Raw genomic sequence first — 22,689 nt, 5'->3', positions numbered from 1 at the left:
TGCCCGAATGGAGGTCCTTGCCCTCGGCCCGCTCCCGGTCGCCTCGCTGCTGTGGCAGCCGCGGCCGGACGCGTGGATGCTCACGTTCGCCTGCAAGGCCACGTTCGCGCTGCGGCCTGGCGAGTCGCCGCTCGCGCCGGAGCAGGAGCCGCTGCGCGAGGCCGACGCGCACTGGCGCGACGACCCAGCCTTCAGCCTGTACGCCTCGACCGACATCGTGCCGATCCGCCCGCGCGCGGACGTCGTGCTCGTGGGCCACGCCTTCGCGCCGGGGCAGGTGCCCGTCCGATCGCTCGTCGCCCGGCTCTCGGTCGGCGAGATCGATAAATCGATCGAGGTCTTCTGCGACAGGAGCTTCACCAGGGAGGGCGCGCTCCGCGAGGGGCAGCCGTTCGCGCGCATGCCGCTCCTCTGGGAGCGCGCAGCGCGCGGCGCCGACGCGGCGAACGCCGTCGGGATCGCGGCCGGCGCGCGCGACGCCTACGGCGCGCACCGGCTGCCGAACCTCGTGCCGCCGGGCACCGTGATCTCGGGCCCGGACGATGTCATCGAGCCGGCCGGCTTCGGCCCGATCGCCCCTTCGTGGCCGGCGCGGCGGTCCAGGCTGGGGCGCCACGCCGCGGCGTTCGCGTCGGGCGAGTGGCAGCGCAGCCCGCTGCCGCCTGACCTCGACGCGTCGTACTTCAACGCGGCGCCGCCCGACCAGCAGGTCGCTGCGCTGCGCGGCGACGAGCGCATCGCGCTCGAGAACCTCCACCCCGAGCACCCGCGCCTCGTCACGCGCCTCGCCGGCGAGCGCGCGCAGGCGTACGTGGAGCGGCCGGGGCAGGCCCCCCAGCCTGTCGCGTTGCGGCCGGATCTCCTGTGGATCCACACGGATCGCGGCCTGTGCGCGCTCACCTGGCGCGGGCAGATCCCGCTCGCGCACCCGCAGGAGGCGGGCGCGGTGCGCGTCAGCCTCGCGAGCGCGCCGGTGAGCGCGCTGTTCAGCGCGCCGAGCGCGTCGGTGCGGCGCGACAGCGATCCGGGGGAGGGGCGCGAGGCGCCTTCCTCGTCCGCGCCGGGCGGCGCCGGCGCGCGGTCTGCGCGGCGCGGGGACCTCGCCAGCCGCGTGGAGCTGCCCGCGAGCGCGCTCGGCGAGACGGTGCCGACCACGGGGGCCGGCGGCGTGGCGCTCCCGTTCGTCGCGGCGGCGAGCGCCGCGACGCCGCCCTCGTCGCCGGCCGCGTCGCAGCGCCTCGCCGGCGTGCCGTTCGTCGCCGCGCCCGCGGTCGTCGCGCCGCAGCCCGCGGTCGTCGCGCCGCCGCCCGCGGTCGTCGCGCCGCAGCCCGCGATCGTCGAGAGCCCCTGGGCGGCCGGCGCCGCGCGCGCCTCCGCCGCGTCCCCGGCCACGATCGGCTCGTCCGCGGTCGCCGCCGCACCGCGGCCCGATCCCGCGCCCGCGGCCACGATCGGCTCGTCCGCGGTCGCCGCCGCGCTGCGGCCCGATCCGGCGCCCGCGGCCCCGGCCTCGGCGCCGGCCCCGTCGCCTCCCCGCGCGCCCGCCGCGCGGGGCGCCGCCGCGGCGCGCTCCGGTCCCGCCGAGATCGTCCACCTGATCTGGTTCGACCCGGAGAGCGTGCCGCGCGTCCGCCGCCAGCCCGCCTTTCGCCCGCTGCTCGAGGCGCTCGACGAGCGGCCGCTCGACCGCGAGGCGGACGAGCCGGCGCTCGCGAAGGACCCGATGGCCGTCGAGGATCACCGCGAGATCTTCGAGATCATCGCCCGCGCCGGCGCGACGGACGCCGACGGCGCGCAGGACGCGGTCATCGAGGCGGTGCGCGACGGCGGCAAGCTCGTCCCGCCGGTCTGCCTGCTCGCCGGCGAGCTGATCTTCGCCTTCGACGAGCTCGAGGCGCTCAGGGCGACGGTCACCGCGGCGACGCCGCTCGTGGGCGGCGACGAGCAGCTGAGGGCCGCTGTCGCGCCGGCGCACGAGTTCCTGAAGCTGCCGGAGCTCCGCAGCGCGCCGGCCGTCGCCGAGGGCCTGACGACGCGGATCAAGGAGGCCTTCGAGGGCAAGCGCGTTGCCCCCGCGGGCTACCTCAGGACGCAGGCCGAGCGCGCGCTCCTCGATCAGCGGCACTACCAGCGGCGCCCCGTCTTCGGCGGCCCGCACCTGCGCGCGCTCCTCCAGCCGCCCGGGTCATCGCAGCAGCTCCCGGCGTATCTCCCCGAGGCCCTCGCGCAGCAGCTCCCGCTGTACCAGCGCTTCCGGGCGCGGATCCTCGCCGAGCTGCACCTCCAGGTGGATCAGCACGAGTCCCACCCCATCGCCCTGCGCGTCCTCGCGCTGGCCCGCGTGGCGCCGCTGCCCTCGCGCCGCTGAACGATGACGACCGCCGAACCAGCCCTTCCTCCTCGCAAGGACCCGCGCATGCCGCACCTCGAGCTCTCGTTCGCGTGCGGAGAGGACTCGCTCTCCGTCCACCGGTTCCGCGTCGACGAGGCGATATCGACGCTGTTCACCGTCTCCGTCGTCGCCCGGTCGGAGAGCCACTCCATCGATCTGCAGGCCATCGTCGGGCAGCCCGCGTCGCTGCGCGCCGCGAGCGGCGTCCGGTCCGTCCTCAGCGGCATCGGCGGGGGCGCGCGCCTCTGGGCGGGCATCGTCAGCAACATCGAGCAGGTCCAGGCGGTCGAGACCACGGGCACGTCCCTCGAGGTATCGACGTACCACCTGCGCATCGTCCCCGCGCTCTGGCTGCTCACCCAGCGCCGCAACTACCGTATTTACCAGCACCTCGCGATACCCGACATCGTCGACAGGCTCCTCGGCGAGTGGTCCGTCGAGCCCGTGTGGAAGATCAACCGCGGCCAGTACCCGAAGCTCGAGTACAGGGTGCAGTACGGCGAGACCGACCACGCCTTCCTGAGCCGCCTGCTCGAGGAGGCGGGCATCGCGTACGTGTTCGCGAACGACGAGGCCGGCGGCTCCGCGCTCACGCTCGTGGACCGCCCCCACGCCGAGGCGCCGCGCGCCGGCGGCCCGCTGCGCTTCGTGGACAGCCCGAACCAGGTCACGGAGACCGAGTTCGTCACCCGCGTGCGCCTCGCCCACGAGGTCCGGCCCGGCGCGCTCACGATCCGCGACCACGACTTCCGCAACCCGGCCTATCCGCTCTTCGGCGAGGCGCCGAGGTCGCCCGCGCCGCCCGTACCAGAAGACAGGCTGGAGCAGTACCGCTACGAGCCCGGGGCGTTCCTCGTCGAGACGGGCAAGGGCGGCGGCACCCCGGTCGCGGACGACAGGGGCGTCGCGCGGTACGACCAGGCGTACGGCAAGGCGCGCGCCGAGCGGCTGCTCCTCGGCGCGCGCGCCGGCAAGCGGCTCGTCTCGTTCGAGACGAACGCGATCGATCTCATGCCGGGGTCGATCTGCGCCTTCGAGCACCACCCGCACGCCGAGCTCAACGACGCGGCGACGCTGCTCGTCAGCGCGTGCGCCGTGGAGGGCGACCCGACGCTCGAGTGGCGGATGTCCGCGCAGGCCGTGTTCACGGACGTGCCGTATCTCCCCCCGCAGCGGACGCCGAAGCCGCGCGTGGAGGGCGTGCAGAGCGCGACCGTCGTGGGCCCTGCGGGCCAGGAGATCCACGTCGACGAGTTCGGCCGCGTGCGCGTGCAGTTCCCCTGGGATCGCGAGGGCAGGCTCGACGACGGCAGCTCCTCGTGGATCCGCGCGAGCCAGGGCTGGGCGGGCACCGGATACGGCATGATCGTCATCCCGCGCGTCGGCCAGGAGGTCCTCGTCGGCTTCCTCGACGGCGATCCGGATCAGCCCGTCATCGTCGGCTGCGTGTTCAACGCCGCGCAGAAGGTGCCGTACAAGCTGCCCGACCACAAGACGCGGAGCACCTGGAAGAGCGACTCGTCGCCGGGCTCGAACGGCTTCAACGAGATCATGTTCGAGGACCTGAAGGGCAAGGAGCTCGTCTACCTTCAGGCCCAGAAGAACCTCCGCAAGCTCGTGAAGAACGACGAGGCGATCACGGTGGGCCACGACCGGCAGAAGCTCGTCGTGCGCAACGAGACCGAGACCACCGGCGCGAACCTCACCGAGGTGACCGGCGTGAACCGCACCGAGATCACGGGCGTGAACCGGGTCACGGTGGTCGGCGGATCGCACGAGAAGCTCGTGATCGGCGACGAGATCGAGCGCACCGACGGCGGCGTCGCGATCCTCGTCGGCGAGGATCAGGACATCGTGATACGGCAGGTGAAGCGCGAGCGCGTCGAGGGCGACTGCCACCTCCGCGTGCAGGGCAAGCGGAACGAGCAGATCGACGGCAAGCAGTCGCTGACCATCGGGAAGGACCGGCACGAGAAGATCGCGAAGAGCCACGCGCTCGAGGCGGGCCAGCAGATCCACCTGAAAGCGGGCACCGCGCTCGTGATCGAGGCGGCGAAGGATCTCACCCTGAAGGGCCCGGGCGGGTTCATCCGCATCGACGCCCAGGGGGTGACGATCCAGGGCGATCTCGTGAAGATCAACAGCGGCGGTTCGGCGGGGTCCGGCGCGGGCTCGCAGCCGGAGGCGCCGGAGGAGGCGAAGGAGGCGGTGGTGGTCGAGCCGGTGAAGCCCGAGCCCGAGAACGTGGCGCTCACGGGGATAGCGCAGTAGGTGCCCGTGCAGCGCGCGATCATCGAGGTCCGCCACGGGTCCATGAAGGGGCAGAAGGCCGCCATCGCGCCGGGCGGCCGGCTGCGCGTCGGCCGCGTCGACAGGGCCGATCTCGCGATCCCCGGGGATGCGCAGATGTCGGCGCTCCATTTCGAGGTGCGCTGGGACGGCGCCGTGCTCCGCCTGAGGGACCTCGGCAGCGCGCGGGGCACGCTCGTCGGCGGCGAGCCCGTGGCCGAGGCGGAGCTCGAGAACGGCGCCTGGATCCGCGCGGGCGGGACCGATCTCATGGCGTACATCGAGGCGGCGACCCCGCGCGACGACGAGGACGACGAGGACGACGAGGGCGAGATCGACCCGGACGCGCCGGACGCGCCCTTCCTGCGGCAGCTCGCGGCGCGCGCCGCGGAGCAGCGCGCATACTGCCGGCGGGTCGCGAAGGACCGGCTGCGCCGCGCGCCGGCGCCGCTCTACGCGGTGCTCGACGCCGCGCGGAGCGCGCGGATCCTCGTGCTCCTGCGCGAGTCGGTGGCGCCGTATCAATCGCTCTACGAGGGCCTCGAGGGCGAGTCGCTCGCGGACGTGGCCCCGTACCTCGTCCGGCTCTCGATCGACGTCGAGGGCGAAGGCGGCGACGGCGGCCTCCTGGAGCGGCTCGTGGACGAGGGCTGGGGCAAGCGGTGGGGGATCTTCCTCGCGTGCCCGCTGCCCTTCCGCGAGGTGCGGCGCCACCTCCGCCGCTTCTTGATGGTCGAGGAGGACGAGACAGGGGACCGGCTCTACTTCCGCTTCTACGACCCCGGCGTCCTCCGCGCCTTCGTGCCGACGTGCACGCCGCTCCAGAAGGCCGATCTGTTCGGCGACGTCCGCGAGATGTACATGGAGAGCGAGGATCTCGACGTGCTGCGCTACGCGCGCCCGGGGGGCAAGCCGTGCTGAAGGTCAAGCGCCGTCAGATGAGCGAGGCCGGGGATCCAGCGTTCGTGGACCGGACGCTCGGGCACTTCCGGCGGTTTCACGGGGCCGCGACAGAGAGCCTGTCGGACGACGAGCTGCGCTTTCGCATCCGGCACGGGATCGAGCGCGGGCGCGGCCACGGGCTCACGTGGGAGTCGAGCCTCACGGTCTTCGTCGCGCATATGATCGAGCTCTGCCCGGCGTTCGACGAGCACCCCGCCGCGGCGCGCGTCCTCGCGGACGCGTCGATCCCGCCGGACGAGCGGGTGGAGGCCCTGCTCGCGCACCTGAGCGAGCTGGAGTGGGAGGAGGCCGCGCGGATGTGCGACCCCGTCGCGTACTGGGCGCGCGCGCGCGCCGAGGAGGCGGACGGCGGCGGTGGGCAGGGCTGAGGTGCTGGAGGGCGCATGAAGGGCAGGAGCATCGACGCGAACGAGCCGATCGGCGGCGGCCCCCCGGCGCAGGCCAAGGCGAGCTACAACCAGATGTGCGCGAGCGCGCTCCCGAACGAGCCGCCGTCCGGCACCGAGCGCTGCCCGGCGGGGCGCATCCGCATCGGCGTGTTCTTCGACGGCACGGGCAACAACATGTTCGTCGACTGGGCCCGGAAGAACCCGACGAACGTCGCGAAGCTCTTCAAGCTGTACAAGCGCCAGGGCACCGTGCAGACGTCCGCGTACCACATCGGCGTCGGCTCCGAGGTGAAGTCGGGCGCGGTGAGCCAGAAGGTCGAGGACATCCTCGGCGGCGGCACGGGCCTCGGCGGCCGCAAGCGCATCGACTGGGGCCGGGAGCAGCTCAACGAGTTCTTCAACCGCGGAAAGAACCACCTCGCCGTCGAGAAGATCATCGACGTCTACGGCTTCAGCCGCGGCGCCGCCTTGGCACGCGATTTCGTCAACAATATCAAGAAGTTCCGCGTGGACAACACGCACGCGGCGCCCCGCACCGACTACATCGCGATGGGGAACTCGGTGTCGGGGACGGTGCTCGTGCCGGTGAAGGTCTATCCGCTGCTCGGCGGGCTCAAGATGTGGTTCCTCGGCATCTTCGACACGGTCGGATCCTTCACGGTGGCGGGCAAGGACCTGGACGTTGAATACGATTTCAACGTCGACTCGGGCTGGGTCGCGTGGACGTCGCATTACATCGCGGAGGACGAGCGGCGGAGCTTCTTCTCGGTCCAGTCGATCAAGGGCAAGAGCGCGTGGCGGCGGCTCGTCAACGCGGTGGGCGGCGAGGAGCCGTTGCCGAGGAACATGGAGGAGATCGCCTATCCGGGGGCGCACGCCGACGTGGGCGGCGGCTACGGGCCCGGCGAGCAGGGCAAGCTCGTGCACCTCGCGCACATCCCGCTCGAGGACATGCACAAGCGAAGCGTGCAGAAGGGGGTGCCGCTCTCGGCGCTGTCGGGCTTGCCGGCGGCGTTCACCGTCGTCCCGGGCGATCTGCGGACGGCTTACAACCGGTACCGCGCCGACCGCAGGCCGATCCTGGGCGACCGGTACATCCAGGCGCTCGCGAACGACGAGTACAAGGAGGTATCGGTGACGCGGGCGATGCTGAAGTCGTGGATGTACCTCAAGGCGAAGTACATCCACGACCAGCTCGACGAGTTCGGGCCGACGACGTTCCTCGACCGGCCGATGGACAAGCTGAACAAGCTGAGCGACTGGCTGGACAACCCGATCGACAACCTCGTCGACTGGTACGAGGGCCGCCCGAGGCCGCCGGTGCGCCAGCGGACCGTCTATTTCAACGCCTCGCGCAGCAAGTGACGCCGCGCGCCGGCCGCCGAGTTCCCAGGGGAGATCCGTAGATGCCCGTCCTCGAGCTCACGTTCGAACGCCTCGATCCGTCGCTCTCGGTGCGCCGCTTCGCCGTGGAGGAGGCGATATCGACGCTCTTCAGCGCGACCGTCTGGGCGCGGACGCCCGACCCGTCGGTCGACCTGTCGGCCATCGTGGGCGCGCGCGCGACGTTCCTCGCGGACCCGGGCCACGCGTTCTCGGGCGGGGCGCGGCGCCTCTCGGGCCTCGTGCGCCACATGGAGCTCGTCGAGGTCGAGCCAGGCGGGCTGTCGCTGTACTCGATCCACATCGTCCCCGCGCTGTGGCTCCTCACGCAGCGCACGAACAACCGCATCTTCCAGCACCTCGCGATCCCCGACATCCTCGACGCCCTGCTCGGCGAGTGGGGCATCGAGCGCGCCTGGGACATCGACCGCGGGCTGTATCCGAGGCTCGAGGCGAAGGTGCAGTATGGCGAGTCGGATCTCGACTTCTTCAGCCGGCTGCTCGAGGAGGCGGGCATCGCCTACGCGTTCCCGGAGGACGAGGGCGGCTCGCGGCTGCTCCTGAGCGACCGGCTGAACGACGGGGCGGCGCGGCCGGCGCCGATCCCGTTCCTGCACAGCGCGAGCGCGCCGCTCGAAATGGAGCGGTTGATCGGCGTCTCGCTGGTCCACGAGGTGCGCCCGGGGGCGTACACGGTCCGCGACGTCGATTTCCGGAGCCCGGGCGTGCTCGTCACCGGCGAGGCGCCGCGGGCCGGCGCGCCCGAGGACAGGTACGAGCAGTACCGGTACGCGCCCGGCGGCGCGCTCGTGGAGACGGGCAAGCCGGCCGGGACGCCCGTGGCCGACGCGAAGGGGTTCGCGCGGCACGACGCCGCGTATGCGCAGGCGCGCGCGGCGCGCGCGCTCGACGGCGAGCGCGCGGGGAGGCTCGCCGTCGCCTTCTCGACGAACGCGGCGGACCTGCGGGCGGGCACGGTGTTCACGATGAGCGGCCACCCGCACCCGGACCTCGCGGGCGCGCCGAGGCTTCTCGTGACAGCGCTCTCGATGGAGGGCACGCACGACGATGTCTGGCAGGTGACCGGCCGCGCCGTCTTCGCCGACGCGCCCTACGCGCCGCCGCTCCGGGCGCCGAAGCCGCGGATTCACGGCCTGCAGAGCGCGCGGGTCGTCGGTCCGCCGGGGCAGGAGATCCACACCGACGAGCACGGCCGGGTGCGTGTCCACTTCCCGTGGGATCGAGCGGGGGTGAGGGACCCCGAGGCGTCGATGTGGATCCGCGTGAGCCAGGGCTGGGCCGGGAGCGGCTATGGCATGTTCCTGCTGCCGCGCGTCGGCCAGGAGGTGCTCGTGACGTTCCTGGAGGGCGATCCGGATCAGCCGGTGATCCTGGGCCGGGCGTACAACGCGATCGAGCCGGTGCCTTACGCGCTGCCGGCGAGCAAGACGATCAGCACCTGGAAGAGCGAGTCCTCGCCGGGGGGCGGCGGGTTCAACGAGGTAAAGCTCGACGACGCGAGCGGAGACGAGCTGTTCTATTTGCAGGCGGAGAAGAACCTCCGCGCGCTCGTGAAGAACGACGAGACGATCACGGTGGGTCGCGATCGACGAAAGCAGGTGCTGGGCAGCGAGACCGACACGACGGGGGTGAACCGGACCGAGGTGACGGGGCTGAACCGCGTGGAGGTGACAGGCGCCAACCGGGCGCTCCTCGTGGGCGCCCAGCGCGCGCACTGGGTCAGGAAGGCGGAGATCGAGCGGACCGAGGGGCTCCACGAGCGGCTCGTCGGCAAGGACGTGGACGAGGTGGTGAAGGGCAAGCGGCGCGAGCGCGTGGAGGAGGCCCTTCACACCCACGTGAAGAAGGACCGGCGGCAGAAGATCGACGGCGCGCAGTCGCTGACGGTGCTGGAGGATCAGCACGAGAAGGTGGGCGGCACGCACGCCCTGGCCGCGGGGAAGGCGGTTTATATGACTGCCGGCGAGGACGTCGTCGGCGAGGGGGACAGGGGCGTGACGGTGAAGGGCCCCGGGGGGTTCCTGCAGATCGACAGCACCGGGGTGACCATCAAGGGGACGCTCGTGAAGATCAATGCGGGCGGGTCGGCCGGCAAGGGCGAGGGCCCGAAGGCCGAGGCGCCGGAGGAGCCCGTGGAGGCCGTCGTTCGGGTGCCACCGGTGGGGTAGTACCTCGGGTCAGAGATCCTGCCGGGGCTCTGCCTCGTGAGCGGAGAGATTTTTAACGCAAAGGCGCAAAGGCGCAAAGGCGCAAAGACGCAAAGACGCAAAAAAACAAATCTGTGCATTTTTGCGTCTTTGCGCCATTGCGCCTTTGCGTTGAAATCCCCCTCTGGATCCCTGGCCAGACTCCTGGTGTGTGGAACAGGGGCCGTTCGGCGGTGGCGCAGCGAAGGACCTGCGCCTCCCGTACCGAGGATCAGCGGCTGAATGGCGACGCGCGGTGAGGGCAGGGGCGCCCGGCTCAGGCCCTCTTCGCGGCGCCGGGCACGGTGATCTGGTATTCCTGCGGGAGCGCTGCCTGGAGCGCGCGCGCCTTGTCGCAGGCTTCCTTCGCGCAGCCGGCGATGAGGTCGTCCACGGCCGCCCCGTAGTCGTCGCGCGTCAGGACCCCGTCGCCGTCCCTGTCCAGGCCCGGGTTGCGCTTGTAGACGGCGCGCTGGCGCCTCGTGACGCGGATCTCCTCGCCGCCCCTCATCGCCGTGTGATAGGTCGCCCGCTCGTCGACGCCGAGGAGCTGGCCGTCCTTCGAGCGGATCGTCCGGCCTGTCGCTTCCCTCCTGTGCGCCCGGAAATAAGCGGTCATGTCGTCGGAGACCTCGATCCGGCCCGCGCCGGGATCGTCGAAGAAGGGACCATCGCAGATCGCGGCCGAGACGCCCAGGAGGTGGTGGGCCGGGTCGAGGCCGGCCGGCTCCAGCACGGCGAGCGCGACGTCGCGGGTGCTCCGGAAGTCGGCCCCTGGAAAGGCCTGCTTCTGCGCCCTGAAGTACGCCTCGGCGATCTCGAGCTGCTCCAGGCGGCACATGTCCGCGAGCGCCTCGGTCGAGGTGCCGAGCTCCGCCGCGGCGCCCGGCGTGAGCTGGAGGAGGCCCACGGCGCTCGAGCCGGGGTCCTTGACGCGGGGCGAGGTGGTGTGGCCCGTCGCGAGGTGGATGACGCCAAGGAACGCCGCCGCGTCGCCGTCGAGGCGCCGGGCCATCTCGGCGACGGCGAGGAGGACGTTGCGATCGTTGTCGAGGCAGTCCTCGTGATGGGCGCACAGGCCGCACGTCCCCTTGCGCGCGGGCCTCAGCACGTTGGGCGTCCCGGGCGACACGGCGTTCGCGCCGGCCTTCTTCGCCTTTCTGACCAGCGTGGCGCAGAGGGGAGGCGCCGCGGGGAGCGCCTCGACGACGGCGACAGCGCGGGCGGCGGCCTCGTCCCGGGGGAGCGTCTCCTTGGCTGCGGGCGCGGCCTCTCCCTTGTGGGCGGCCTCGAGCGCCTCCCTCGTGTCGTCGTCGGCGTGACCCGTCGCCGGGAGGCCGAAGTCCGCCTGGAACCGCATCAGCGCGCGGATCGCCGCCGGCAAGACCGGCTCGAGCTCCGGATCGGCCATGTAACCGAGGTTCCTCAGGCGCTCGACGATGCCGGAGACCCCCTCGTCGGGCGTGTTCGCGATCGGGTTCAGGTGCGCGATGTCGAGGTCCCAGCCGTACCTTTCCACATCGAGCCTCGCCCTCGCCGCGTCGGCCGGCACGTCGCGGACGAGCGCCCCCGCGGCGTCGGTGGTCCCCGTCAGCGTCTCTCCAGCGACCTCCAGGGAAAACGCCCTCTCCGCGAGCGGCTGCCCCCGGGCGCCGCGGAGGATGAGGTGAAGCCTCCTCGTCGGCGGCGGGGCCGTGGTGTTCTCGAGCGCGCGCGACACGACGCTCTTCTTCTCGGCCTGTCCGGACGCTGCCGCGCCGCGCTCGGGGATGACGACGACGTCGCCCGGATAGAGCACGTTGGCGTCGCCGCCGCGCAGGTCGTGGAGCTCCTTGTTGGCCGCGTCGGTCCAGATGACCATCGGATCGGCGAAGCCGTAGCGCTTCGCGATCGACGAGAGGCACTCTCCCTGATGTACGATGTGGCTGGGCATGACGCTCCCGGGGACCTCGCGCAGCAGGCCTATCCTCGCCGCTGCTGCCGCGCCTCGCGCTCCTTGCGCTTGCGCTCGCACTCCTCGCAGAACGGCTCGTCGGTCTTCAGGGTCTCCGCCTGGGCCGAGGATCCGATGATCACGGTCGGGCACCCCGCCACGATCACGCCGCCGTGGCTCGTCGGGTCGCCCATGCGCGCCGCGGGCTTGTTGCCGATGAGGACGCTCTTCTCGCCCTGTGACACGGAGTCCGGCGGTCCGACGCAGGTGAGCGTGTCGCCCACACGGGCCGCGGGCTGGAACCCGACAAGCACCGTGGGCTCACCGAGGAGGACGGGGCCGCCGACGTGCGGCACGGGGCCCGGCTCGACCTTGGGGCATGTGTGCATGTCGGTGATCCGTGCGGCAGGGGGCATGGAGTCTCGTCTCCGCGGCGGCCGTCGCGTCCGTCCGGAGCGATGATAGTACGGATCGCGCCGTGCGGGCGAGAACCGCGCGCGGCGTAGTATGCTGGGACGGACCCAGCGCGCCTCGCGCTTGCCGGAGGGATCCCATGGGCGAAAGCGGGAACACGGGGCTCGGCGCCCCCGCGCTCGCGTCGGACGAGGTGTTGAGATCGGTCGCGGCGGGTGAGGCCACGCTCGCGCAGGGGGCGCACGGCGACGGCGTGCGCGCCTTGCAGGAGGCGCTCGGCGCGATCGGCGGCCCGATGAAGGCCGACGGCTCGTTCGGGGCGAAGACGCACGCCGCCGTCGTCGCGCTGCAGGCCGCGGAGGGCCTGCCGCAGACGGGCATCGTCGACGCCGCGACGATCGCCGCCCTCGACAGGCGCCTCGCGGCGGGGCGTCCGCTGCCGCTCGACGAGGCCCTGGCCAGGGCCGCGGGGCTCGGCCCCGACGCGGTGGCGGCGCTCGGCCGCGCGTCGTCCGCGGTCCAGGCGTCCGCCGCGCCCTCGCGCCACGACCAGGGCTATTTCAAGGACGGCAGCGGGCTCCCGCAGGTCGTGCCCGGGGCCGAGCCGGACCCGGACTCGCCGCCGCCCGCCGTGGACTCCGTCGGCGATGGCCCTGCGCGCGCCGCCGCCGGCGCGCTCGCCCCCGATCGGAGCGCGCGCCTCGACGAGGTCCGGCGCGCGCTCGGCGGCGACGCGCGCGCCCTTGCAGCGCTCGACAGGCTGCTCGCGGCGGGCCGGCTGCACACGGGGGCGCTCCTGCCGAACCTCGCGACCATGGCGGGCGTCCGGCGCGACCCGAAGCTCGTCCTCGAGGGCGGCATCGATCCGCACCTCGTGCTCGCGCAGGCGATCCGGCACGTGGACAACCCGCTCCGCGTCAAGCAGGGGGCAGGCCACGGCACGTGCGGCGCGGGGACGATGGAGTACGTCCTGCTGCGCGTCGATCCGGCCGAGCTCGTGCGGATCCTCGACGGGATCACGCGCGAGGCGGGCGAGGTGACGCTCCGCTCGGGCCGCGCTCTGAGGATGCCGCGCAACGCGATCCTGCGCGACGCCTCGGGCCGCGTCGACATCGACAGGCTGCTGCAGTCCGCGCTCATGAACCACGCGACAGCGATGAGCTGGATCTTCGATTACGACAACCCCGCGGACAACGACTCGTTCTGGGCCGCCCTGGGGGGCGACTCGCGCGTCCCGCTCGGCAATTTCACGAGCCTGTTCCAGGACGTCATGGGCGGCAGCTACACGAGCGTCTCGTCGCTCCTGCGCAGCGGCGCGTCCGTCGCCGACGAGGTCGCCGGGGCGATGGGGCGCGGCGAGAAGGTGCCTGTTCTCCTGAAATGGGACGGCGGCTATCACTGGGTCGCGGCCGAGAAGATCGAGCGGGGGGCCGACGGCAAGCCCGCCTCGGTCATCCTGCGCAACCCCGCGGGGTCGGACAGCTGCAAGGGCGCCCCGCCCCGCGCGCCGCTCCCCGAGGGCTGCGGCCGGTTTCGCATGAAGTACGCCGACCTCGCCGCGCACATCGACGGCGCGACGATCCGGGCCTAGAGCAACAAACGGGTTGAACCCGCCTGAAACGCGCAGAGCTTCGAACCGCCAAGACGCCAAAGACGCCAAGACATTGTCTTCTTCTTGGCGTCTCTGGCGTCTTGGCGGTTCATTTCTCGCTCGCTCAACGTGATCGTTGTTCTAGAAGCCGCAGCCCGCCCAGCCGTCTTCATCCACCCCGCAGGGGCCACCCGGCGGGCAAACGAACGTCTGAACGCCGGTGTCCGGCTGGCAGGTCACCGTCACGGATTGCCCATCGACAACGTCGCACATCCCCAGCTCGGGGATGCCCGAGCAGTCGACTTCCGTCGCGTTCGGAGCGAACCAGCAGCGCGGGCGCGACCCCGGCCCCTCGGTGCACGAGTCGGGCGCCGCGGCCGCCTCCACTTCGGGGCTGAACGTCAGCACCTGCTCGTACGGCGGGATGAGGCCGGGGATGGCGGTGCCGCGGAACTTGGTCCCGCAGAGCGCCCCCTGAAACGCGGTGTCCACCCTGCACTGCAAGGACGGGTAATCGTCATCTGTCACCGTCACCTCGCTGGTGTCGGGCGTGCTCAGATCGGGGACAGGACGGGAATCGCCCCATCGCGCCCAGCGACCGAAGTCCTCGGCGACAGCGGCGAGCCGATAGCACAGGTTCTGTTCATCCGCGCCGCCCCACGCCGCGTCGCAGCGCGTCTTCGCGTACTCCGTCACCGTCTCGCGGAAGCTCGCGTTCGCCTCGCGCTCCGCGGACCAGAGGCGCGGGAGACACTCCTTCGTCGCGAAGTAATCCGCCTGGCTCTCCGAGCTGCTCACCGTGCCGTACTGCCCATTCGCCAGGCCCTCGACCTGCTTGTCCTGCGCAGGTGTACGCTTGAAGGGGAAGCCCCCGAGCGCATGGCCGATCTCGTGGCACGCGATGAGCGCAGCCACGTCGGGCGTCAAGGGCGGCCGCAAGAGGTCCGAGCCCAGGTGGAGCTGCCAGGTGCGATCGGCCCCGATCTCCAGCCTGGTCGCGTCGACGACCCCGGAGGTCACCGTGAAGCGAGCCCCGTGGGCGCCCGCGTGGTCCTGATAGGCGTCCGCGGCCCGGCTCGCGATGGCGAACGCCTGCTCCATCGTGACCTCGCCGCCGGGAGCCGGCTCGGTCGTCGACTCGCCCGCCGTCAGGGGCGACTCGTCCCCCGTCAGGGCCGGGAGCTCCGCCGCCGGCTCCAGACCGTCGTGTGCCGTCGAATCCGGGAGATCGGCGCAAGCGACGAACGTCAGCGCGACAGCGCTGACGAGCGATGCGGCCGCCGCGCCGCGATACCGATGCTTCCTCGTACCATCGTTCATGTACACAGGTAGACCCTTCGTGAGAGTTGGTTGGATGGTCGCTCCGCGACCTCGGGAGGCGCGCCTCGCCGGGGACCACGCAGAGGACCGCTCGCCGCCCGGCTCCGGACAGCACACAAGGCTTGATGCCGGGAGGGGCCGCGCCCCTTCAGAGGTTTTGTTATGGCCTCGATGACCCTCTCGCCTGGCCCCACGAAGAGCGCGTCATCGCAAACATCTCGATGCATCCAGGTGCGATATTTGCTGCCGCGACGAAACCGTCGCACGCACCGCCTGCGCCGACTGCCCGATGCATGAGGGCGGCGCGCCGGGATGTGTGGTGGGAAAGGGAGATGGCGCCCGGAGCGGCCGCGCGACTGGCACGCGGCTCGGTGGATGAGGTCGCCGCGGGGGGCCGCGGCGCTCGCGGACGAGCCGCGGATGAGGCCGACCGCCGAGCGCGGATGGCCCTGCTCGCCGGCATCGGCGTCGTCGGTCGGCGGACCGGCGGGGGCGGAGCCCCGCAGATCGTGGCGCGGTGGCGGCCGTGCGCCTCGCGCGGCGGGCGCGAGCGCGCTCAGCGCGGAAGCGACCGAGACCTGTCCTTTTTTATCGTCTCGATGATCCGATCCGCGTTACTCTTGTCCTGCTTCAGCAGTCGAATCTCCTCTGCCGATAACAGAGCTTCCGTGATGTAGATGGCCGATGTACCGTTCAGGATGATGGCCTTCACCTCATCCCCCCGAGATTCGATGCGATATTCCCAGGGCTTCTCCGCAATCACCTTCATGGGTTCGACCTGATGAAGAGCAGTCTCTGTATAGCTTCGTGCTGGAGCTCGATCCACCTCGGCTTCCCTCGAGTCATCGAGCCCGGGCCCGGTGTCGGCGGGTGGGGGCGAGGGGCGGCGGGGCCGGTGCCCGCGGGCGCCGGTCAGGGGTGCGCGGCGCGTCGCCGGCGCGGCAGGAGGATCCGATGAGGATCAGCCGCCGCTCTCAGGTGCCGCCGTTCGCTGTCATGGAGGTGCTCGCCGCCGCCAACGCGCGGCGCGCGGCGGGCGAGCCGGTCATCAGCCTGTGCGCGGGCCAGCCGGGCTCGGGGGCGCCCGCCGTCGTGCGCGCGCGCGCGGCCGCGCTCCTCGCGGACGGCGACCTCGGGTACACCGAGGCGCTCGGCATCCCGGCGCTGCGCCGCGCGCTCGCCGAGCACTACGGCCGCTGGTACGGCGTCGACGTCGACCCGTCGCGCGTCGCCCTCACCACCGGGTCGTCGGGCGGGTTCCTCCTCGCGTTCCTCGCGGCGTTCGAGCCGGGCGACCGCGTGGCGCTCGCTCGCCCGGGCTACCCGGCGTACAGGAACATCCTCCGCTCCCTCGGCGTGGAGGTCGTCGAGCTGCCGTGCGGCCCGGGGAGCCGCTTCCAGCCGACGATGTCGCAGCTCGCGGCCGCGCACGACGGCGGGAAGCTCGACGGCCTGATCCTGGCGAGCCCCGCGAACCCGACGGGCACGATGGTCGACGCCGCGGAGCTCGACGCGATCGCGCGCTGGTGCGCGGAGCACGGCGTCCGGCTCGTGAGCGACGAGATCTACCACGGCCTCACGTACGGCGCGTGGGCCGGGCGCCAGGCGACGGCGGCGCGCTTCGGCGACGCGGGCGCCGTCGTCGTCTCGAGCTTCTCGAAGTACTGGGCCATGACGGGCTGGCGCCTCGGGTGGCTCGTGCTGCCGCCGGATCTCGTGCCGCCGATCGACGCGCTCGCGGGGAACCTCGCCCTGTGCCCGCCCGCCCTGGCGCAGCACGCGGCGCTCGCGGCCCTGACCCCGGAGGCGTACGCCGAGGCGGATCGGCTCGTGGAGGGCTACGCTGCCGCGCGCGACCTGCTGCTGCGGCGGCTGCCCGAGCTCGGCTGGGAGGTCGCGCCGCCCGACGGCGCCTTCTATCTCTACGCCGACGTCGGTACGGACGACTCCGTCGCGTGGTGCGAGCGGCTGCTCGCCGACACGGGCGTGGCGCTCACGCCGGGCACGGACTTCGACGGCGTCGGCGGCGCGCGGTACGTCCGGCTGTCGTTCGCGGCCCCGGTCGAGCAGGTCGACGAGGCGGTGACGCGGATCGTCGCCTGGCAGCGCGCGCGGCGGCGGTGATCGACGGGCGGCGGCGGTGATCGACGGGCGGTCGACACCGGGCGCGCCTGACGTCGCAGATCCCGTTCAGTGCTGTACAGGTGTTCGCGGCGCGTGGTAAACGCCTGAACAGGCCTCGCTCTGGCGAGGCCGCTCGAATGACCGCCCAGCGATCTCTCCCGCACGTCATCGCCGCCCGCGCCGCCGCGCTGGCCTCGTTGCTCGACGCCTCGGATCCCGCCGCGGCGAGCGAGCGCGCCGGGAGCGCGGCGAGGCACTTCGAGCGGGCGCGGCGCGCCCGGTCGGCGCGTCCCCTCGCCGCTGCGAGGCCCGACGCCGACCCGAGCCCGCCGCCGGGCGCCGCGCGGGAGTACCTCCACGCCGAGCCGACGCGCTCGCCGGTGCTGAACGCGTTCCTGAGCGAGCTCGGCGCGGAGGGCAGGGCGCTCGTGCCGGCGACCGTCCACGTCTTCGACGAGCACACGCTCGCGCCGAGGCTCGTCGAGCTCGCGCGCCAGCGCGTCGTCTCGATGCTGCTCGCCGTGGGCAGGACCGAGGTCGCCATGACCCTCGCGCAGATGCCGCCGATCGCCAACGAGCGCGCGGCGAGGCTCTTCATGCGTCAGGCCGTGCACGTCGGCGGCGATCTCGGGGCGATCACGCGCGACTACGCGCGGCACTACCGGCGTTCGGGGGCTCCGGAGCGCGACGACCAGCGCGCGGGCTGCATCATGGCCACCTTCGCCGGACGGCTGATCGCCATGGCGGAGAAGCTCCTCGGCCCGCACGTGCGCGCCGACGTGCGCGCCGAGCTGGAGCGGCTGACGTCGCAGGGCCTCCCGCCCGCGCGGCGGACGCGGGCGAGCGAGCTCCGGGCGCCGCAGGGCGCGGGGCGCGCCGTCACCCCGTCGACGGCGCCTGACGCCGCGACGTCGACGAGACGCCCGAGAGCCCGGTAGGTCCCCGCCGGTCGCGCAGCGCGGGGCCCAGGCGCTCGCGCACCATGTCGAGGAACGCCTTCACCTTCGGCGACAGGTGCCGCGTGCCCGGGTAGACGACGTGGAGCGGCACCTCGACCGGGCTCCACCCGTCGAGCACGCGCGCGAGGCGCCCCTCGCGCACGTCCTGCTCGCAGCGCGTCGCGGGCAGCATCGCGATGCCCACGCCCGCGAGCGCGATCCGGTGCAGGACCTCCAGGTTGTTCGCCGTCGCGCGCGGCGTCACGCGCACCTCCACGCGCCGCGCGCCCCGGTGCAGCACCCACCGCGCGCCGGGGGCCTCCCCCGCGCGCGCCGCGGCCGACACGAGGACGTCGTGGCCCCCGAGGTCGGCCGGCGCGCCCGGGGCGCCGCGCCGCGCGAGGTACGCGGGCGCCGCGACGAGGTAGCGCGGCATCGCCCCGAGGCGGCGCGCGACGAGCGACGTGTCGCTGGGCGCCCCGAACCGGAGCGCCACGTCGAACCCCTCCGCGACGAGATCGACGAGGCGGTCGGTGCACACGACCTCCACGCTCACCTCGGGGTGGACCCGCAGGTACTCGGCCACCACGCCGCCGATCCACCCGAAGTGCAGCGGCGCCGTGATCCGCAAGAGCCCGCGCGGCCCCTCCTGCATCTGCGTCACCGTCCGGTCCGCGTCGTCCAGCTCGGCCACGACGCGCGCGCAGCGCTCGTAGTACACGGCGCCGACGTCCGTCAGGCTGAGCTTGCGCGTGGTCCGCCGGAGGAGCTGCGCGCCGAGCCGCGCCTCGAGCTCGGACACCTTCCGGCTCACGGTCGACTTCGGCATCCCGAGCTCGCGCGCGGCCCGCGTGAAGCTGCCCGCCTGGACCACCCGCGTGAAGACAGCGATCTCGTTGAGGTCGGGCAGCATCAGATTGTTCCACTCATGGAACGATCCTTCCTGCTGGTCAAGACTAATCAGGTACACGGAACAGTCGTAGGTTGGCTCCAGAGAAGGTGGTTTGCCCCGGTCGGCGCCCGCGGCGCGCTCGCGACGTGCTCACGGCGCGTTGACGGCGTGACGGCGCCCGCGCGCGGCGCGACTCGACATCTCCCTGGGAGCCATCGAGTCGCGCCGCCGCGCGCTCCGCGCCGCGCGGGGGCGACCCACCTGGAAGAAGGAGACAGCCATGTACTTGGTCACGGGTGCCACGGGGAATGTCGGCAAGGAGGTCGTCGAGGAGCTCCTCGGCGCGGGAGAGAGGGTCCGCGTCTTCACGCGCGACGAGCGCAAGGTCGCCCACTGGGGATCCAGGGTGGAGAAGGCCGTGGGCGACCTCGCGCGACAGGAGACGATCGCGCCGGCGCTCCAGGGCGTGCGGGCGGCGTTCCTGCTGCCGGTCGCGGATGCGGAGGGCGTCGAGCACGTCCGCGGCTTCCTCGGCGCAGCGCTGGCGAGCGGCGCGCCCCGCATCGTCCTGCTGTCGAGCATCAGCGCGGGCGCGCCGACGGTGCAGCTCGCCCACCGCCACGCCGAGCGGGAGCAGCTCGTGAAGGCCTCCGGGCTCCCGTGGACGTTCGTCCGCCCCGGCACCTTCATGTCGAACACCTTCCAGTGGGCCCGGTCCATCAAGGCCGAGCGCGTAGTCTACAGCCCCCACGCGAACGGCAGGACCGCGCCCATCGCCCCGCGCGACATCGCCGCGGTCGCGGCGCGGGCGATGGTCTCGGAAGGGCTCCTCGGACAGGCGCTCGAGGTGACGGGCCCCGAGCTCCTCAGCACACCGGAGCAGGTGGAGATCCTCGCGCGCGTCCTCGGCACGCCGCTGCGGTGCGTGGACGTCTCGGTCGACGCCGTGAAGCGGAGGATGATCGAGTCCGGAATGCCCGCGTCGCTCGCCGCGGCCCTCGGCGAGCTCATCGAGCGCATCCGCTCGGGGAGCGGCGCCATGAAGACCGATACCGTCGAGCGCGTGACCGGGCGGAAGCCGACGACGTTCGAGGCCTGGGCGCGCGCGCACGCGCGGGCGTGGGCTGCAAGCTGAGGTGAACCGACGTGCGCTGACGTGAGCTGACGCAATTCAAGGCAAGCCGACGTCAGCCGAACGCCGGCGCGCCGGCGCCGCGGGCCCCCGGGCTCAGGCGCCCTGGTGGGCGTTCTTGTAGAGCCGCAGGCTGTTGCGGATCGCCATCGTCACCGTCATGGGGCCGACGCGGGGCACGAACACCTTGGCCTTGCTCTGGATATCGTCGCTGAAGTTCTTGATGGTGGAGAAGTTGATGCACAGGCTGCCCTCGCGGATCTCCGCGGCCTGCACGTGGGGGAAGCTCCGCGAGGGCACGCCGGTCACGACGATGTCCGCCTGCCGCAGCGCGCCCGCCCGGTCGACCGTCGTCTCGTGCACCTCGTGCATGCCGCCGGACGCGCTGGGGACGAAGAGCAGGGCACCGTCGATGTCGAACGAGGTCACGTGGGCCCCGTCGTGCGCCATCATGCTCGCGAGCGGCCGACCGACGACCTCGCTGCGGTTGAAGATGCACACGCTCCGGCCCTCGAGCGGCCGCTCCCCCTCGCTGAAGAAGCCGGCCGCCTCGACGAGCTTGAGGATGGCCAGCGGCGTGCAGGGCAAGATGGCCTTCCTCGTCCTCGCCTCGTCGAGGAAGCGCTGGTTCCCGTACAGACAGCGCGCCCAGAAGGTATGGAGTCCCTCGATGTCCTTGGCGGGATCGACGGTATCTCGCAGATACACGTCCTGCTCGGTGCCGAAGATCGGGTAATACACCATGATCCCGTGCACGCCCCGGTCCTCGTTCGCGGAGCGGATGGCGGCCTCGGCGCTGAGCCGCGTGGCGTGGCGGATCTCGAAGCGGACCCCGACGTCCTCGCACGCCTTGCGCGTGTACTCCGCGTACGTGTACGACGGCCCGTGATCCGCCGCGAGCACGCCGACGAGGAACAGCGGCTCAGGCAGGGCGGCGAGCTCTTCCCGGATCTCGCGGCGGAACTGCTCCGCCACAACGCTCGGATCGATGACGGTGGCCGTACAAGTGCCCTGGCTCGGCGGCCTGTCTTGGGGGTCCATCCTGGGGGCGGAGACGAGCACGCGCCAGCATCGCTGTCAAGTTTCCGGCGGCCCGGCGCGCGACCGTTCAATTGACGATGGCGACGATGGCGACGATGGCGACGATGGCGACGATGGCGACGCGTCATCCGTCGTCGGTTATCCGACCTCGTCAAATCTCACCAACCACCGATTCCCCGATAACGGCCCATGGCGTCGCAGGAGCGCGGTCCGGGGCGGCGCGCCGGGGGCGGCACGAACGCCGGCCCAGGGCCGCGCCGGGGGCGGCGCGATCGCCGCCCGCGGGCTCACCGCGAGGGGTGCCGCCGCTCCGCGCCGCCCGCCGCGCCCCTGTCGACGGGCTCGGCGGCGCGGTTGTCGACGGCCTCGCCGGCGGGGCCGCTCGTGCCGGGCACATTGAGGACCATACCGCCTTTGCCGCGCAGCTCGTCGACGAAGTCCGCGCCGAACACCTCCTCGGGCGTGTCGCCGTCGAGCCCGCCCATGCCGGAGAGCCCCTCGAGATCCGCGAGGTTCCCGTCGCGGCGCCTCGGCGCCGGACGCACGTTGAGCACGTCGTCCCGCGTCACCGACAGCGCCACGACGTCCTCGCGCATCATGCGGATCCAGGAGGCGGGGAAGTCGGCCTCGGCGCCCGCGGGGCCGCGCACGCGGAGCCGCGAGATGTCGTTGCCGGGGTCGTTCGCGCCGACGCCGACGAGCTGGACCTCGGCCTCGTCGGCGGTCATCACCCGCGTCTCGGGGCCGAGCTCGACCGTGTCGTCCGTGACCCCCAGCGCCTCGTCCAGCTCCTGCCTGCGCTCGGGCGGCTGCGGGACGCGCGACGTGTCGACGCGCCCCGCCGGCTGCGCCGTCGTCCGTCCCTCGTAGTACCGGGGCAGCGCGACGAGCTCGTCCCGACCCGGCCGCACCTGCAGGCGACCCCCGTCCGTGCCCTGAACGAGGTCCATGGATAGAAGCAGCTCTTCGCTCACGAGCGGTGAGCGGAGAACCACGTGTGTCACGATGCCCCGCTCCCGGTCGACAAGGACCCGGTCGAGGACGCCCGCATCGACGCCGCCGCCGGCGATCACGGGCATATCGAAGTCGATCTGCATGCTTCCTCCTCAGCCCCCACGAGACTCGTGCTCGAGCGAGTTCCTGAGGCGGGCCGTCGCCGATGTCCAGGGGAGCAGTCCAGGGGAGCGACCGAGAGCTCGATGCGCGGGCGCAGAGCCCGCCGGCGGGCGCAGGGCCGGCACGCCGACTGCCGACGCTCTGGTCGCCCGCGTTCGCCAGCCGTGCGGCCTCCGGCTTGAGCTCGGGCGTGAACCCCCGCCTCCGTCCCATCCCTGCCCCCTGGCGCCTCCGGAGGTGGATAGTAAGGGACACGCCATGACGGCGATTCGTGTGACCACGAACACGAGCTGGGAAGTGGGGAGGTCAACACCAGGAAAGCTCATGCACGTTTTGCAAAGCACCCTTGCATCGGCAGCTTACATTTCTCTCGACTCCTCATATCGCCCCTCGTCGATCGTACTCCGGTCCCTTGACAGGTCGATCCGGCCCCTGTAACCCGAAGGATCGGGCATGAACGCTGGAACGCCTTCACTGCATCGCTTCCACAGGACTCATTGTGGCTCGCGCGTCGCGGACGACGCGTGCGCTGTATGGAAACCGGGGTGCGCGCTGGACATTCGTC

The 22,689-nt window shown here is 72.4% G+C and carries 17 protein-coding genes; 10 read left to right on the top strand and 7 right to left on the bottom strand.

The genetic code is table 11. The features are described 5' to 3' along the window. Positions 1-7: 7 nt before the first annotated feature. From WMF24_RS21670 to WMF24_RS21645, 6 genes are read left to right on the top strand one after another with little or no spacing between them, the layout of a single operon-like run. Positions 8-2,368 (top strand): DUF2169 domain-containing protein, encoded by a 2,361-nt coding sequence (locus WMF24_RS21670; protein ID WP_437738331.1) that lies wholly within the window; start codon positions 8-10, stop codon positions 2,366-2,368. 48 nt (positions 2,369-2,416) lie between these two features. Beyond that, positions 2,417-4,663 carry a type VI secretion system Vgr family protein gene (locus WMF24_RS21665; RefSeq protein WP_437738330.1) on the top strand — a complete coding sequence of 749 codons (2,247 nt, stop codon included), beginning with the start codon at positions 2,417-2,419 and terminating at the stop codon, positions 4,661-4,663. A 6-nt stretch (positions 4,664-4,669) separates the two neighbouring features. Beyond that, positions 4,670-5,602 (top strand): DUF4123 domain-containing protein, encoded by a 933-nt coding sequence (locus WMF24_RS21660; RefSeq protein ID WP_437738329.1) that lies wholly within the window; start codon positions 4,670-4,672, stop codon positions 5,600-5,602. Beyond that, positions 5,596-6,012 (top strand): hypothetical protein, encoded by a 417-nt coding sequence (locus tag WMF24_RS21655; protein ID WP_437738328.1) that lies wholly within the window; start codon positions 5,596-5,598, stop codon positions 6,010-6,012. The genes WMF24_RS21660 and WMF24_RS21655 overlap by 7 nt, the downstream gene beginning before the upstream one ends. A gap of 15 nt (positions 6,013-6,027) precedes the next feature. After that, the gene (locus WMF24_RS21650; protein WP_437738327.1) at positions 6,028-7,398 is read left to right on the top strand and encodes a phospholipase effector Tle1 domain-containing protein; all 1,371 of its coding nucleotides are present in this window, start codon (positions 6,028-6,030) and stop codon (positions 7,396-7,398) included. A 41-nt stretch (positions 7,399-7,439) separates the two neighbouring features. Beyond that, entirely contained in the window at positions 7,440-9,605 is a 2,166-nt protein-coding gene (locus tag WMF24_RS21645) for a type VI secretion system Vgr family protein (protein WP_437738326.1), read from the top strand. A 295-nt stretch (positions 9,606-9,900) separates the two neighbouring features. Here WMF24_RS21645 and WMF24_RS21640 read toward each other — a convergent pair whose 3' ends face one another. Continuing rightward, positions 9,901-11,556, bottom strand: coding sequence for a peptidoglycan-binding protein (locus WMF24_RS21640; RefSeq protein ID WP_437738325.1), 1,656 nt, complete (start codon positions 11,554-11,556; stop codon positions 9,901-9,903). Positions 11,557-11,585: 29 nt separating this feature from the next. Next, positions 11,586-11,972 carry a PAAR domain-containing protein gene (locus tag WMF24_RS21635; protein WP_437738324.1) on the bottom strand — a complete coding sequence of 129 codons (387 nt, stop codon included), beginning with the start codon at positions 11,970-11,972 and terminating at the stop codon, positions 11,586-11,588. Between the two features lie 137 nt (positions 11,973-12,109). Here WMF24_RS21635 and WMF24_RS21630 point away from each other — a divergent pair, with 137 nt between their 5' ends. Beyond that, positions 12,110-13,561, top strand: a complete 1,452-nt coding sequence (locus tag WMF24_RS21630; RefSeq protein WP_437738323.1) for a peptidoglycan-binding domain-containing protein — start codon at positions 12,110-12,112, stop codon at positions 13,559-13,561. Between the two features lie 141 nt (positions 13,562-13,702). Here WMF24_RS21630 and WMF24_RS21625 read toward each other — a convergent pair whose 3' ends face one another. Then, complete coding sequence (locus tag WMF24_RS21625) at positions 13,703-14,881, bottom strand: hypothetical protein (RefSeq protein ID WP_437738322.1); 1,179 nt, start codon at positions 14,879-14,881, stop codon at positions 13,703-13,705. A 556-nt stretch (positions 14,882-15,437) separates the two neighbouring features. Further along, positions 15,438-15,650, bottom strand: coding sequence for a hypothetical protein (locus WMF24_RS21620; protein WP_437738321.1), 213 nt, complete (start codon positions 15,648-15,650; stop codon positions 15,438-15,440). Between the two features lie 185 nt (positions 15,651-15,835). Here WMF24_RS21620 and WMF24_RS21615 point away from each other — a divergent pair, with 185 nt between their 5' ends. Together WMF24_RS21615 and WMF24_RS21610 are read left to right on the top strand one after the other, a co-directional pair. Further along, a complete protein-coding gene (locus WMF24_RS21615; RefSeq protein WP_437738320.1) occupies positions 15,836-17,005 on the top strand; it encodes a pyridoxal phosphate-dependent aminotransferase in 1,170 nt (389 codons plus the stop codon). A 137-nt stretch (positions 17,006-17,142) separates the two neighbouring features. Then, entirely contained in the window at positions 17,143-17,943 is an 801-nt protein-coding gene (locus tag WMF24_RS21610) for a hypothetical protein (RefSeq protein ID WP_437738319.1), read from the top strand. Here WMF24_RS21610 and WMF24_RS21605 read toward each other — a convergent pair. Continuing rightward, positions 17,885-18,856, bottom strand: a complete 972-nt coding sequence (locus WMF24_RS21605) for a LysR family transcriptional regulator (protein ID WP_437738318.1) — start codon at positions 18,854-18,856, stop codon at positions 17,885-17,887. The genes WMF24_RS21610 and WMF24_RS21605 overlap by 59 nt on opposite strands. Before the next feature lie 259 nt (positions 18,857-19,115). Between WMF24_RS21605 and WMF24_RS21600 the strand changes: the two genes are divergently transcribed. Next, a complete protein-coding gene (locus tag WMF24_RS21600) occupies positions 19,116-19,970 on the top strand; it encodes an SDR family oxidoreductase (RefSeq protein WP_437738317.1) in 855 nt (284 codons plus the stop codon). Between the two features lie 93 nt (positions 19,971-20,063). Here the strand turns inward: WMF24_RS21600 and WMF24_RS21595 are convergent, their stop codons facing one another. Then, on the bottom strand, positions 20,064-21,008 hold the full coding sequence (locus WMF24_RS21595; protein WP_437738316.1) for a bifunctional methylenetetrahydrofolate dehydrogenase/methenyltetrahydrofolate cyclohydrolase: 945 nt from the start codon (positions 21,006-21,008) through the stop codon (positions 20,064-20,066). 287 nt (positions 21,009-21,295) lie between these two features. Continuing rightward, on the bottom strand, positions 21,296-22,105 hold the full coding sequence (locus WMF24_RS21590) for a hypothetical protein (protein WP_437738315.1): 810 nt from the start codon (positions 22,103-22,105) through the stop codon (positions 21,296-21,298). Between the last annotated feature and the right edge of the window lie 584 nt (positions 22,106-22,689).

This window comes from Sorangium sp. So ce1335 (genome assembly GCF_051521615.1).
Classification (GTDB): Bacteria; Myxococcota_A; Polyangia; order Polyangiales; family Polyangiaceae; genus Sorangium.
Note: the sequence above shows the minus strand (reverse complement) of the source record. Positions and strands in the feature narration are given on the sequence as shown.

Excerpts from the sequence above, each read along its gene's own strand:
- WMF24_RS21620 (WP_437738321.1), bottom strand. The coding sequence starts at position 15,650 with ATGAAGGTGATTGCGGAGAAGCCCTGGGAATATCGCATCGAATCTCGG.
- WMF24_RS21615 (WP_437738320.1), top strand. The coding sequence starts at position 15,836 with ATGAGGATCAGCCGCCGCTCTCAGGTGCCGCCGTTCGCTGTCATGGAG.
- WMF24_RS21590 (WP_437738315.1), bottom strand. The coding sequence starts at position 22,105 with ATGCAGATCGACTTCGATATGCCCGTGATCGCCGGCGGCGGCGTCGAT.
- WMF24_RS21605 (WP_437738318.1), bottom strand. The coding sequence starts at position 18,856 with ATGCTGCCCGACCTCAACGAGATCGCTGTCTTCACGCGGGTGGTCCAG.
- WMF24_RS21645 (WP_437738326.1), top strand. The coding sequence starts at position 7,440 with ATGCCCGTCCTCGAGCTCACGTTCGAACGCCTCGATCCGTCGCTCTCG.
- WMF24_RS21600 (WP_437738317.1), top strand. The coding sequence starts at position 19,116 with ATGTACTTGGTCACGGGTGCCACGGGGAATGTCGGCAAGGAGGTCGTC.
- WMF24_RS21635 (WP_437738324.1), bottom strand. The coding sequence starts at position 11,972 with ATGCCCCCTGCCGCACGGATCACCGACATGCACACATGCCCCAAGGTC.
- WMF24_RS21670 (WP_437738331.1), top strand. The coding sequence starts at position 8 with ATGGAGGTCCTTGCCCTCGGCCCGCTCCCGGTCGCCTCGCTGCTGTGG.
- WMF24_RS21650 (WP_437738327.1), top strand. The coding sequence starts at position 6,028 with ATGAAGGGCAGGAGCATCGACGCGAACGAGCCGATCGGCGGCGGCCCC.
- WMF24_RS21595 (WP_437738316.1), bottom strand. The coding sequence starts at position 21,008 with ATGGACCCCCAAGACAGGCCGCCGAGCCAGGGCACTTGTACGGCCACC.
- WMF24_RS21625 (WP_437738322.1), bottom strand. The coding sequence starts at position 14,881 with ATGAACGATGGTACGAGGAAGCATCGGTATCGCGGCGCGGCGGCCGCA.
- WMF24_RS21630 (WP_437738323.1), top strand. The coding sequence starts at position 12,110 with ATGGGCGAAAGCGGGAACACGGGGCTCGGCGCCCCCGCGCTCGCGTCG.
- WMF24_RS21640 (WP_437738325.1), bottom strand. The coding sequence starts at position 11,556 with ATGCCCAGCCACATCGTACATCAGGGAGAGTGCCTCTCGTCGATCGCG.
- WMF24_RS21665 (WP_437738330.1), top strand. The coding sequence starts at position 2,417 with ATGCCGCACCTCGAGCTCTCGTTCGCGTGCGGAGAGGACTCGCTCTCC.
- WMF24_RS21610 (WP_437738319.1), top strand. The coding sequence starts at position 17,143 with ATGACCGCCCAGCGATCTCTCCCGCACGTCATCGCCGCCCGCGCCGCC.